The sequence below is a fragment of the Streptomyces rishiriensis genome, from assembly GCF_003112535.1.
Taxonomy (GTDB): Bacteria; Actinomycetota; Actinomycetes; order Streptomycetales; family Streptomycetaceae; genus Streptomyces; species Streptomyces rishiriensis.
Genome location: NZ_BEWA01000028.1, coordinates 1 through 12,068, shown reverse-complemented (window position 1 = coordinate 12,068; position 12,068 = coordinate 1). Strand labels below are relative to the sequence as shown.

Genomic DNA, 12,068 nt, shown 5'->3' with positions numbered 1-12,068 from the left:
TTGTACTGATCAGTCAGTTCATCGGCCGGTCAGCTCCCTGCGCAGCCGGTCCTCGTCCACCCGCCAGAAGGTGTGCTGCCTGCCGTCCACGAGGACGACGGGGATCTGCTCCCAGTACCGGTCGTACAGTTCCCGGTCGTCGGCGATGTCCTTCTGCTCCCAGGGCACGCCGAGTTCCCCGCAGACCTTGTCGACGACACGCTCCGCGTCGTCGCACAGATGGCAGCCGGACTTGCGGATCAGCGTGACCGACCGCCCGCCCGGGCCGGCCTTACGTCGAAAGAGGGGACTCATGCCGCCATTCTCGCCCTTCTTTCACGGCAGGGCCGCGGAGAGTTCACACCCTTCGAACCTCTCGGATCCGGAACCACCGCACAGAATGGCTATGCTCACGCCATGGCCGCTCTAGGATGGCTCACTCCCCGTAGGCGCTCCGCCACGGCGCGGAGCGTGTTGGCAGGCGAGGCCTCGGCGGAGGCAGCCCGCAAGTCCACCCAGGCCCTGGACTCCCAGGACGCCCTGGACGTCTCCCCCCGGGAACCGCAGTTCCCGGTGCACGGCGACGCGATGGCCGCCGCCTTCTTCGACCTCGACAACACCGTCATGCAGGGCGCGGCGCTCTTCCACTTCGGCCGCGGCCTCTACAAACGGAAGTTCTTCGAGACCCGCGACCTGGTCCGCTTCGCCTGGCAGCAGGCCTGGTTCCGGCTGGCCGGCGTCGAGGACCCCGAGCACATGCAGGAGGCCCGCGACTCGGCGCTGTCCATCGTGCAGGGCCACCGCGTCTCCGAGCTGATGTCGATCGGCGAGGAGATCTACGACGAGTACATGGCCGAGCGCATCTGGCCGGGCACCCGCGCCCTCGCCCAGGCGCACCTCGACGCCGGCCAGAAGGTGTGGCTGGTCACGGCCGCCCCGGTGGAGATCGCCCAGGTGATCGCCCGCCGCCTCGGCCTCACCGGCGCGCTGGGCACCGTCGCGGAGTCCGTCGACGGCGTCTACACCGGCAAGCTGGTCGGCGAGCCGCTGCACGGGCCCGCGAAGGCGGAGGCGGTGCGCGCGCTGGCGGCCGCGGAGAACCTGGACCTCTCGCGCTGCGCCGCCTACAGCGACTCCCACAACGACATCCCGATGCTGTCCCTGGTCGGCCACCCCTACGCCATCAACCCCGACGCCAAGCTGCGCAGGCACGCGCACACCCTCGACTGGCGGCTGCGCGACTACCGCACGGGCCGCAAGGCGGCGAAGGTCGGCATCCCGGCGGCGGCGGGCGTGGGAGCGGTCGCGGGCGGCACCGCGGCGGCCATCGCCCTGCACCGGCGACGGCGGTAGGGGCCGGCCCCACGCGGGCGCGAGAACCGACGGCGCGAAGGCCCGACGGCGCACTACGCGACGGCACGAAGGCCCGAAAGCACGAGGACAGCGAGGCGCGAAGGCGCGAAGGCGCGAGGACAGCGGCCGCGGCGGTACGACAATCGCCCGGCCGCTCCGTCATGCCGCCCGACGACACTCCACACCCACGAGGAAACCCGGCCAATCCAACGGTCGTACCCCCGTAACCCCACACGCAGTCCTGTTGTCCGCGGACAGCCACAACCCGCCCCGGACCGACCCGAAACTCGAACCCTTCCGATCATCAATCGGTCATCCTGCGTAACTTGATCGAGCGCCAATAGGCCACAGAAGCGACGTAATCGATGATTTGAGCAACTCGGTGTAGCAGGGCCTGTACGAAGCGTTATTCTCCTCAGACGCAATCCGGCACCCCTCCCGTCGCTACGACGGGTGAAAGGTTCCGCACTGCACGTGATGGAAGCTCTGCCTCTGGGAGTCCCGTGTACCCACACGTCGGGGTTGACACCTCGGGCCTGGCTACGCTGCGCGCAACGGTCGCTACGGTCCAGGACCTGTTGCGCGGCTTCGTCCCCACCGCGTACGCCGTCCCCGCCTTCGCCGCCGCCACTCCGGCGGGCCCGTGCTATGCACTGGCGGAAGGCAGCGCCGCGGTCGGCAGAAGAGGACGCGCGACCGGCGCGCCCACCGCCACCCGCCGACCGGCCGCCGACAGCGACAGCGCCCGGATGATGGATCTCGTCGAACGCGCACAGGCCGGCGAGGCCGACGCCTTCGGGCGGCTGTACGACCAGTACAGCGACACCGTGTACCGCTACATCTACTACCGGGTGGGCGGCAAGGCGACAGCCGAGGACCTCACCAGCGAGACGTTCCTGCGCGCCCTGCGCCGCATCGGGACGTTCACCTGGCAGGGCCGCGACTTCGGCGCCTGGCTCGTCACCATCGCCCGCAACCTCGTCGCCGACCACTTCAAGTCGAGCCGCTTCCGGCTGGAAGTGACCACCGGCGAGATGCTCGACGCCAACGAGGTCGAGCGCTCACCCGAGGACTCCGTCCTGGAGTCCCTCTCCAACGCCGCACTGCTGGACGCGGTGCGCCGACTCAACCCCCAGCAGCAGGAGTGCGTGACACTCCGGTTCCTGCAGGGCCTCTCCGTCGCCGAGACCGCTCGCGTGATGGGCAAGAACGAGGGCGCCATCAAGACGCTGCAGTACCGGGCCGTCCGCACCCTCGCCCGCCTCCTGCCGGAAGACGCCCGCTGACCCGACCCGTCGGCGGCCTACCGTCAGCCATCCCCAACTCACTTTCAGTGAAAGTCCGTTGACTTCCCGATCCCATCATCCGCCGTCCGTAACCCAAGTGCCGCGCCAGTCGTTGTGCGGGATACAGGCTCCCTGTGGTCACGTCCCGGCCGACCCCGATCACTCGATCGTGTGGAACCGGCCGAGGGCGTGCAACCCTCAGGACCCCCCGGGAGTCGACCGTCATGACGAGAGGAGGTGCCGCCTGTGATCGCGAACGTATCGGCACACCGGCGGGCGAACGCCTTCGCCCAGGCCCTGGAGGAGCATTCCGACCAGGACACGGCGGCCGAGCAGACCGAAGGATCACCGCCGACGCCGGCCGCTGCGGACCAGACCGAGCAGGGCCGCATTCTGGCCCTCGCCACGAGTCTCGCCGAGCTGCCCAAGCCGGAACTCGACCCCGAGGTCAAGGTCGTCCAGCGGGCCCAGTTGGTCGCCGCCATGGAGGCCATGCTGCAGGCGGGCACCGCGGGAGGCGAAGCGGCGGGACCCTCGGTGCCGGAGCCGCGCTCCCACCGGGCGAAGGGCACACACCGGGCCGGTCCCCTGGGCAAACTGCGACCGCGTTCCCGTCTGGCCAAGGGCCTCACCGCGGGCGGCCTCAGCGTCGGCGTCGCGGCCGGCGCCTTCGGCGGCGTCGCCGCGGCCAGCTCCGACGCCCTTCCCGGCGACGGGCTCTACGGACTGAAGCGCGGCATCGAGGACTTCAAACTCAACTACCTGGCCGACGGTGACGACGAACGCGGTCGCACCTACCTCGACCAGGCCTCCACCCGGCTCAGCGAAGCCCGCCGCCTCATGGAACGGGGCCGCAGCGGCGACCTCGACCACGAGTCCCTCGGCGAGATCCGCCGCGCCCTGAACGGCATGCAGCACGACGCGACGGAAGGCCACCGCCTCCTCCACGAGGCGTACCAACGCGATCCCCACTCCCTGGGCCCCATCCAGGCTCTCGACGCGTTCACCCGCTCGCACCGCGAGGCCTGGGGCGCCCTGCGCGACCGCCTGCCGGTCCAGCTCGGCGACGTCAGTCAGCAGGTCTCGTCGGTCTTCGAAGCCATAGACGAGGAGGTCGCGCCGCTGCAGTCCCTGCTGCCGCAGCCGCCCGCCCCGAGCGGCAGCGCCCGCCACGGCTCCGGCCCGGCGTCCACCGGCGCCTCGGAGACCGGCCGCTCGACCACCCCCGGCGCCGGCCCGGGCAAGGAGTCGTCCGCGGGCGGCGGCACCACGCCCGGCACCCCCGGCAAGTCCTCCTCCGGCGCCACCGGAGACGACGACGGCCTGCTCGGCGGCGACACCGGCGGCCTGCTCGACCCCCCGAAGGACAACGGCAGCACCGCCCCGACCAGCACTCCCAGCACCCGGCCGGACGTCACCCTCCCGCCCCTCCTGCCCGGCCTGCTCCCGGGCCTGGGCATCGACAGCGAGGACGCGGGCTAGCGAGCTCCACGGCGGTGGGGGCGTTCCTCTTCAGGAGGAACGCCCCCACCGCCGTGCGCCGGGACCACCCCGGAACCGGGGGAAAGCGCTCAGAAGAACACCGACCGCCGCTGCACGAGCAGTTTGTACAGCGTGTGCTGGATCTGTTCGCGGACCTGGTCCGTCAGGTTGAACATCAGCATCGGATCCTCGGCCGCCTCCGGGGGGAAGCCGTCCGTCGGGATCGGCTCGCCGAACTGGATCGTCCACTTGGTCGGGAGCGGGATCGCACCCAGCGGGCCCAGCCAGGGGAACGTCGGCGTCAGCGGGAAGTACGGGAAACCCAGCACCCGCGCCAGGGTCTTGGCGTTGCCGATCATCGGGTAGATCTCCTCCGCCCCGACGATCGAGCAGGGGATGATCGGAGCGCCCTGGCGCAGCGCGGTGGAGACGAAGCCGCCCCGGCCGAACCGCTGCAGCTTGTACCGCTCGCTGAACGGCTTCCCGATGCCCTTGAACCCCTCCGGCATCACCCCGACCAGCTCGCCCTGGCCCAGCAGCCGTTCGGCGTCCTCGGCACAGGCCAGGGTGTGACCGAGCTTGCGGGCCAGCTCGTTGACCACCGGCAGCACGAACACGAGGTCGGCCGCCAGCAGCCGCAGATGCCGGCCCGCCGGGTGGTGGTCGTGGACGGCGACCTGCATCATCAGCCCGTCCAACGGCAGCGTCCCGGAGTGGTTGGCGACGATCAGCGCACCGCCCTCGGCCGGGATGTTCTCGACGCCCTTCACCTCGACCCGGAAGTACTTCTCGTACACCGGCCGCAGCAGGGACATCAGGACCTGGTCGGTGAGCTCCTCGTCGTAGCCGAAGTCGTCGACCTCGTAGTCGCCGGTGAGGCGCCGGCGCAGGAAGGACAGGCCGCCCGCGATCCGCCGCTCCAGGCCACCGCCGCCCCCGTCCTGGCGCCCCTGTTCCTCACCCGTCACCACAGCATCATCCTGCCCCGCCGCCCTGGCGGGCAGGGGCTGGACCTCCCCGGCCTCGCCGATCTCCCGGACCGGCGCGGGCTCGCCGTTCTTGCGCCGGCTCGCCGCCCCCCGGCGCCGGGGCGGCCGCGTCACGGCGCTCCCCCGGGACCGGTCGTCGTCGAACGGAATGACCTTGGCGTCCGCCATCGTTGATGCGCTCCTCAGTTGGCGCTCGGCGTCGGGGGGTGGGCCGGGGCGTGGCCGCCGCCCGGCAGCGGCAGCGCGGCGATCCGGTCGACGGCCCCGGCGACGGCCTCGGGCGGCAACAGCCCGGGCCCGTGGCTGCGCGCGAAGTCCTCGAACGTCCCGGCCGTGGTGTAACGCGGCAGGAACCCCAGCGTCTCGCGCATCTGGACCGTCGACACGACCCGGCCATGGGTGAGCAGCCGGATCTGCTCGGGCGAGAAGTCCGTCATGCCCAGCGTACGCACCAGGGAGCCCGCCCAGGTGACGGCGGGCAGCAGCAGCGGCACGGTGGGCCGCCCGAGCCGCCGGGAGCACTGCGACAGCAACAGCACCCCGTCCCCGGCGATGTTGAAGGTGCCGCTGTTGAGCGTGCCCCGCTCCGGCTCGTGCGAGCCGATCCGCAGCACCTCGATGACGTCGTCCTCGTGCACGAACTGCAGCCGGGGGTCGTAACCGAACACGGTGGGCAGCACGGGCAGCGAGAAGTACGCGGCGAGCGGCGTCTCGGCGGTGGGCCCGAGGATGTTGGCGAACCGCAGCACGCACACGGCGACGTCGGGCCGCCGCCGGGCGAACCCGCGCACATAGCCCTCCACCTCGACGGCGTCCTTGGCGAAGCCCCCGCTGGGCAGCGACTTCGCGGACGTGGTCTCGGTGAACACGGCGGGATCACGCGGCGCGGACCCGTAGACGTTGGTGCTGGACTTGACGACCAGCCGCTTCACGCTCGGCGACTTCTGGCAGGCGCCGAGCAGCTGCATGGTGCCGATGACGTTGGTCTCCTTGACCGTGGTCCGGCTGCCGCCGCCCAACGCGGTGCCCGTCACGTCCAGATGGACGACCGTGTCGGCGCCGGTCTCGGCGAGCACCCGCGCGATGGTCGGCTGACGGATGTCGGCCTGGATGAAGTCGGCGCCGCCCAGATGGTGCTCGGGGGGTACCGCGTCCACGGCGACGACCCGGTCGACCTGTGGGTCACGCTGGATCCGTCGTACGAACCGGCCCCCGAGCTGACGGGCCACTCCGGTAACGAGCACGACCTTTCCCAAGATCAGCGCCTTCCTTCCGTCCTGGAACCGCCCTGGCTACCCTGCCGCGTTCCCCGTCTGCGGGCCAACTTAGCGGGTCGATATTGCGCTGTGGTGACCGGCCGATGCCCGAGGTGACGGGAACCTCCGGTCGTACGACCGGACCGGCCACGCTGCACGTCCAGGCATACGCACGGCGTTCAGCCGGGCGCACGCGGCCCGGACATACGTGTGGCCCCCCACCGATAACACGGTGGGGGGCCACACGACGCTTACGCGGCTCGCGTCGCGAAGAAGTAAGTACGTTCTACTTCTTGTTGCGACGCTGAACGCGCGTGCGCTTGAGCAGCTTGCGGTGCTTCTTCTTGGCCATCCGCTTGCGCCGCTTCTTGATAACAGAGCCCACGACTACCCTCGCTCACTTCTCATCACTCGGTGCTGGGCGCCATGGGCCCATACGACCTACGAGGGGCTAGCCTACCCGCCCGAGCGCTGAGGTCGTAATCGAGGGACCGGAGGGGCCCGGGACGGCCCTGCGGCCGGACCCCTCCGCCCTGCGGCCTGCCCTGCGGACAGGCCCGGCCGTCAGGCGGTTTCCACCCCCACATAGCTCTCGCGGAGGTACTCGTGAACCGCTTGCTCGGGGACGCGGAAGGACCGCCCCACCCGGATCGCGGGCAGATGACCGCTGTGCACCAGTCGGTACACGGTCATCTTCGACACTCGCATCACCGAGGCGACTTCCGCCACGGTAAGGAACTGAACCTCGTTCAGAGGCCTCTCGCCAGCTGCAGCCATGACACACCTGAACCTTCCGCACTCGACTCGACGGCCACCGGCTTCCCCTTCCGGTGACTCTTCGTCGCTGCGTGCTCACTCCCCAATGTAGGGGCGGGTGATGCGAGTGGGGAAGAGGTGCACCCATCAGCGGCCTACTCGGACAGACACGCTCGATTGAGTACGTAGCGGGTCAGCGGCCGGTAGTAAGCGGATCGCACGGCGTCATCAAGTGGAACGGCCACGGACACGGTCCCCTCGGCCTCCCCGACGAACGGCGCGGGGTCGTCGGTGTCCGCCAGCCCGATGGCTTCGAACCCCAGCTGACCTGCCCCGCAGACCCACCCGTGGTCCCCGATCACGAGCTCGGGGAGCCGTCCGCCGTCTTCCGCCGCCGCCGCGAGCGCCACCCGAACCGGCAGCGGAGAATGGCTGTGCACACCGGTCGCACAACCGGCGCGTTCGACCCCGGCCTCCCGGACGACAGCGACGCCCCGTACGTACGCGAGACGGTGCGTGCGTAGGCCGAACCGGGTCGTTATGTCGACACAGTGACCCTGCGCCGGGGTGAGGACATCACATCCTGCCGTCGACAAAGCGTCCGCGAGAGCGGCGTAGAACCCCAGCAGCCGATGCGGATGCCCGGTGCCGAGAAGCACCCGGGCGCCACGCTGGGCGACCGCGGCGAGTCGATCCGCGAAAGCGTCCAGGGCGGCCAGCGTTCGTCCGGGATCGATCACATCATGCCCCGAGACGCACTCCGGATCGGCCGAAACCCCGCACCTGTCCGCCATCAACGCGATCAGATCCCGCTGCCCCCAACTCCGTTCCGGATCGAGCCCGAGCAGCGCCCGCGGGTCCCGGGCGGCGAAGAGCCGGTAGCTGCGCAGGCTCTCCTCCCGGGTGGTGGCCACCACCCCGGCCAGTCCCGCAGCGAGCAGATGCGCCCGAAGGGCCGCGGTACTCCACACGAAGCGATGCTGCCCGACGACGAGCGGTCCGGGGGCAGAAACCCGGCCGACACCGCACGGTTGGCGTAAGCAGTCCTACGCCAGCAGCCCCCGCAGGGGGAACACCGCCCGCCGGGTGGCCAGCACGGCCTGGTCCAGCCGGTCAGCCGGGTCGTACCCCGCCTCCCACTCCGCCCACCGCACGGGCCACCGCCCGTCGGTCATCCGCATCGGCCCCAACTGCCGCGTACGAGCGAAGACCTCCTGCCGCCATCCCTCCGGGATCACCGTCTCCGGCGCGACCGGCGTCCCCGCCGCCACCGCCACCAGATGCGCCCAGGACCGCGGCACCACCTCCACCACCGCGTAGCCGCCCCCGCCCAGCGCGACCCACTTCCCCCCCGCGTACCCGTGCGCCAGCTCGTGGCAGGCCACCTGCACGGCCCGCTGCGCGTCGAGGGAGACCGCGAGATGAGCCAGCGGATCCTCGAAGTGCGTGTCGGCCCCGTGCTGCGTCACCAGCACATCCGGACGGAAATCGGCGATCAGCTCCGGCACCACCGCGTGGAACGCCCGCAGCCACCCCGCGTCCCCGGTCCCCGCCGGCAGCGCCACGTTCACCGCCGAACCCCGCGCCGCGTCCCCACCGGTCTCCTCCGGCCAGCCCGTCTGCGGGAACAACGTCCGAGGATGCTCGTGCAGCGAGATCGTCAGCACCCGCGGATCGTCCCAGAACGCCGCCTGCACCCCGTCCCCGTGATGCACGTCCACGTCCACGTACGCGACCCGCTCGGCCCCCAGCTCCAGCAGCCGGGCGATCGCCAGCGACGCGTCGTTGTAGACGCAGAACCCCGAAGCGCCGCCCGGCATCGCGTGATGCAGCCCGCCCGAGAAGTTCACCGCGTGCAGCACGTCCCCGCGCCACACGGCCTCCGCGGCCCCGACGGACAGCCCGGCGATCAGAGCCGACACCTCGTGCATCCCCGCGAACGCCGGATCGTCCAGCGTCCCCAGCCCGTAGGCCTGGTCCGCCGCCCCGGGATCCGCCGACGCCGCCTTCACCGCGTCGACGTAGTCCTCCCGGTGCACGAGCCGCAACGTCGACTCCCCGGCGGGCTTCGCCGCGACGACGTCCAGCGCCCGGTCGAGTCCCAGGGCGCCCACGAGCCTCCTGGTCAGATCCAGCCTGACCGGATCCATCGGATGCTCGGGCCCGAAGTCATAGCCCGTTACTGCCTCGTCCCACATCAGCTGTGCGCGGCCGCTCATGCCCGACACCGTATCGGTCCGGTTGAGCGGCGAACGACCGGGCGTACACCAACGTCACCAGCACCAACACCATCGGCACCGCCATCGCGCCCCGGTAGCTCCACGCGTCCCCCAGCGCCCCCACCAACGGCGAACCGACCAGGAAGCCGACGTAGTTGAAGATGTTCAGCCGCGCGATCGCCGCATCCGAGGCCCCCGGGAACAACCGCCCCGCCGCCGCGAACGTCTGCGGCACCAGCACACACAGCCCCAGCCCCACGAACGTGAACCCCAGCATCCCCACCCACGCCCCGGGCGCACCCGCCACCACCGCGAACCCGCCGGCCGCCACCAGCGCCCCCACCCGCACCACGGCCGCCGCCCCGAACCGCCGCACCCCGAAGTCCCCGATGGCCCGCCCGAGCAGCGTGGTCACCATGTAGACGTTGTACGGGACGGTCGCCAGCTGCTCCGAACTCCCCAGCACGTCCTGCAGATACTTCGCGCTCCAGTTGGAGACCGTCGAGTCCCCGATGTACGCGAAGGACATCACCAGACACAGCGGCAGCAGCATCTTGAAGACGACACCCGAGCCGCCGCCCTCCGCCCTCCCGTCCTCGCCGGCCCCGTCCCCCGCACCGGAGTCCCCGTCACCGTCGACGTACCAACGGCTCCCCACCAGAGCGACCGGCAGCAACACCGCCACCACCGGCAGATACGACACCCACAGCGCGAGATGCCAGTGCGCCCCCGCCCACGCCAGCGAGGCCCCCACGATGCCGCCCAGGCTGTACACGGCATGGAAACTGAGCATGATGCTGCGCCCGTACGTCCGCTGCAGACTCACCCCGAGCATGTTCATCGAGGCGTCCAGCGCCCCCACGGCCAGCCCGAACACCGCCAGCGCGGCCCCCAGCTCCGCCATCCCGCGCCCCGCCCCGACCCCCACCAGGGCCAGCAGCACCACCGGCTGGGACCAGCGCAGCAGCAGACTCGGCGGTATCCGCTTCACCAGTTGCTCGGTCGTCACGCTCCCCACTCCGGCCAGCACCGGCACGGCCGCGAGGAAGGCGGGCAACAGCGCGTCCGAGACGCCGTACCGGTCCTGGATGGCCGGGATCCGGGTCACCAGCAGAGCGAACGCGGCCCCCTGCGCGAAGAAACTGAACGCCAAGGAGGCCCTACCGCGCCGCAGCACATCTGTCATGGCGGCGAGCGTAGGGCCCCGAGGTACTCGTGGGTAGATCCAGCCAAAGATGAGTTCTCCTCAGCTTTGCCGGCGTCACCGGGCGAGGGCGACCTCCAGCACCTCGGCCCCGGCCTCCACCGGCTCCCCGCCCCTCGCCTCCGCGGAGACGATCGCCTCCATCGGACCGGCGCCCAGCGCCCCGCCGACCACGACCGCCAGTCCCATCGCCACCACCATGACCACCGACCCCAGCCACACCATGGTGTCCACCGGCACCGTGTACGCGCCGACGATCCGCACCGCGCACTCGGCGAGCAGCACCGCACCCCACACCAGCGAGAAGGCCCGCTCGCGCCTGCGGAAGTCCGCCGACGCGGCCGCCGCACCGCTCTCCAGCCGCGCCCAGGCCGCCTCGCGGACCGCGTCGCTCTTCACCAGGAACGGCTTCAGTCCGGCCGTCATCATCGGCCGCCCCAGCACCACGGAGACCAGGATCCCGATCCCGACGGTGCTGCTGACGCCGCTGTCCTTGGCCAGCATCAACCGCGGGTCACCGGAGACGAAGCTCAGCACCAGACCCACGACGTTGACGACGAGGATGAGCCCGGCGAGACCGTTGACCGCCCGCTCCCTCAGCGCGCTCCACATCGTGCGCCCGGCCGGCACCACGCTGCTCCAGGCGAGAGCGGCGAACGTGCTCATCCCGAACGCGCCCTTGAACAGGTAGTACGACCCGAGCGGCACCGCCACGTCCACGATGAGCGGGGCGAAGGCGTTCAGCTTCTTGTGCTGGTTCGTCGTCATGCCCACAGCTTCGCCGCCGGGAGGGGTCCCCCGGTAGAAACGATCGTCCGGAGCTATGCATGACAGTTGTCAGTGCGCGGGGGTACCGCCCGTCAGACCAGCAGGTCAGCCAACTGACCCAGCTCCGAGAAGAGTTGGGTGGCCCCCGCGAGCCTCGCGGCAGGCGTCATCGCGGTGAACCCGTACACGTCCATCCCCGCCGCCACAGCCGCCTGCACGCCCAGCGGACTGTCCTCGACGACCACACAGCGCTCCGGCGACACCCCCATCCGCTCGGCCGCGTACAGGAACAGATCGGGGGCCGGCTTCCCCTTCCCCACGTCCTGCGAGCTGAAGACGCGGTCCTCCCCGAACCAGCGGTCCAGCCCGGTCTTGCGATGCCCCACCCGGATCCGCTCATGGCTCCCCGAGGAAGCGACGCAGTACGGCACTCCGTCCGCGGCCAGCTTCGCCAGGACGTCCACCGCCCCGGGAACGGGCTCCAGCTCCCGCTCGAAGGCCGCGAACACCCGCCGGTGGAACGTGTCGTCGAACTCCGCCGGCAGGCGCTGCCCCGTGCGCTCCTGGACCAGGTCGTGGATCCGGTGCATCGCGGAGCCCATGTACTCCCGGATCGAGTCCTCGTAGGACGTCGGATGCCCCAGCTCGGTGAGATAGGCGGCCAACAGCCTGTTGGAGATCGGCTCACTGTCCACGAGGACACCGTCGTTGTCGAAGATCACCAGGTCGTAGCGCATGCCTGAACCCTAAACGACCCCGGAACGGGGACCCCGAAA

13 protein-coding genes are annotated in these 12,068 nt (G+C 70.9%); 3 read left to right on the top strand and 10 right to left on the bottom strand.

Translation table 11 applies throughout. From position 1 onward, the window contains the following. Positions 1-18 precede the first annotated feature (18 nt). Positions 19-294: a glutaredoxin family protein gene (locus tag Sri02f_RS36335; protein WP_109005573.1), complete on the bottom strand. Its 276-nt coding sequence runs from the start codon at positions 292-294 to the stop codon at positions 19-21. A gap of 102 nt (positions 295-396) precedes the next feature. Here Sri02f_RS36335 and Sri02f_RS36330 point away from each other — a divergent pair, with 102 nt between their 5' ends. The 3 genes from Sri02f_RS36330 to Sri02f_RS36320 all read left to right on the top strand — a co-directional run bounded on the left by Sri02f_RS36330 (position 397) and on the right by Sri02f_RS36320 (position 4,100). After that, complete coding sequence (locus Sri02f_RS36330) at positions 397-1,332, top strand: HAD family hydrolase (RefSeq protein ID WP_109005572.1); 936 nt, start codon at positions 397-399, stop codon at positions 1,330-1,332. Between the two features lie 503 nt (positions 1,333-1,835). Further along, positions 1,836-2,618 carry an ECF subfamily RNA polymerase sigma factor, BldN family gene (locus Sri02f_RS36325; protein ID WP_109005571.1) on the top strand — a complete coding sequence of 261 codons (783 nt, stop codon included), beginning with the start codon at positions 1,836-1,838 and terminating at the stop codon, positions 2,616-2,618. Between the two features lie 246 nt (positions 2,619-2,864). Beyond that, on the top strand, positions 2,865-4,100 hold the full coding sequence (locus tag Sri02f_RS36320; protein WP_109005570.1) for a DUF5667 domain-containing protein: 1,236 nt from the start codon (positions 2,865-2,867) through the stop codon (positions 4,098-4,100). Between the two features lie 89 nt (positions 4,101-4,189). Here the strand turns inward: Sri02f_RS36320 and Sri02f_RS36315 are convergent, their stop codons facing one another. The 9 genes from Sri02f_RS36315 to Sri02f_RS36275 all read right to left on the bottom strand — a co-directional run bounded on the left by Sri02f_RS36315 (position 4,190) and on the right by Sri02f_RS36275 (position 12,029). Beyond that, positions 4,190-5,257, bottom strand: coding sequence for a lysophospholipid acyltransferase family protein (locus Sri02f_RS36315; RefSeq protein ID WP_109005569.1), 1,068 nt, complete (start codon positions 5,255-5,257; stop codon positions 4,190-4,192). A gap of 14 nt (positions 5,258-5,271) precedes the next feature. Continuing rightward, entirely contained in the window at positions 5,272-6,345 is a 1,074-nt protein-coding gene (locus tag Sri02f_RS36310) for an NAD-dependent epimerase/dehydratase family protein (RefSeq protein ID WP_109005568.1), read from the bottom strand. 286 nt (positions 6,346-6,631) lie between these two features. After that, on the bottom strand, positions 6,632-6,730 hold the full coding sequence (locus Sri02f_RS36305; protein WP_003948845.1) for a 30S ribosomal protein bS22: 99 nt from the start codon (positions 6,728-6,730) through the stop codon (positions 6,632-6,634). Positions 6,731-6,909: 179 nt separating this feature from the next. Then, the gene (locus tag Sri02f_RS36300; protein ID WP_004984898.1) at positions 6,910-7,122 is read right to left on the bottom strand and encodes a helix-turn-helix domain-containing protein; all 213 of its coding nucleotides are present in this window, start codon (positions 7,120-7,122) and stop codon (positions 6,910-6,912) included. Positions 7,123-7,256: 134 nt separating this feature from the next. Beyond that, the gene (locus tag Sri02f_RS36295; RefSeq protein WP_109005567.1) at positions 7,257-8,072 is read right to left on the bottom strand and encodes a phosphatase; all 816 of its coding nucleotides are present in this window, start codon (positions 8,070-8,072) and stop codon (positions 7,257-7,259) included. 75 nt (positions 8,073-8,147) lie between these two features. Beyond that, a complete protein-coding gene (locus Sri02f_RS36290) occupies positions 8,148-9,320 on the bottom strand; it encodes an acetoin utilization protein AcuC (RefSeq protein WP_109005566.1) in 1,173 nt (390 codons plus the stop codon). Beyond that, a complete protein-coding gene (locus Sri02f_RS36285; protein WP_109005565.1) occupies positions 9,271-10,506 on the bottom strand; it encodes an MFS transporter in 1,236 nt (411 codons plus the stop codon). Before Sri02f_RS36285 ends, Sri02f_RS36290 begins: the two co-directional genes overlap by 50 nt. 75 nt (positions 10,507-10,581) lie before the next feature. Next, entirely contained in the window at positions 10,582-11,292 is a 711-nt protein-coding gene (locus Sri02f_RS36280) for a VC0807 family protein (RefSeq protein ID WP_109005564.1), read from the bottom strand. A gap of 92 nt (positions 11,293-11,384) precedes the next feature. Next, the gene (locus Sri02f_RS36275; RefSeq protein WP_109005563.1) at positions 11,385-12,029 is read right to left on the bottom strand and encodes an HAD family hydrolase; all 645 of its coding nucleotides are present in this window, start codon (positions 12,027-12,029) and stop codon (positions 11,385-11,387) included. Positions 12,030-12,068 lie beyond the last annotated feature (39 nt).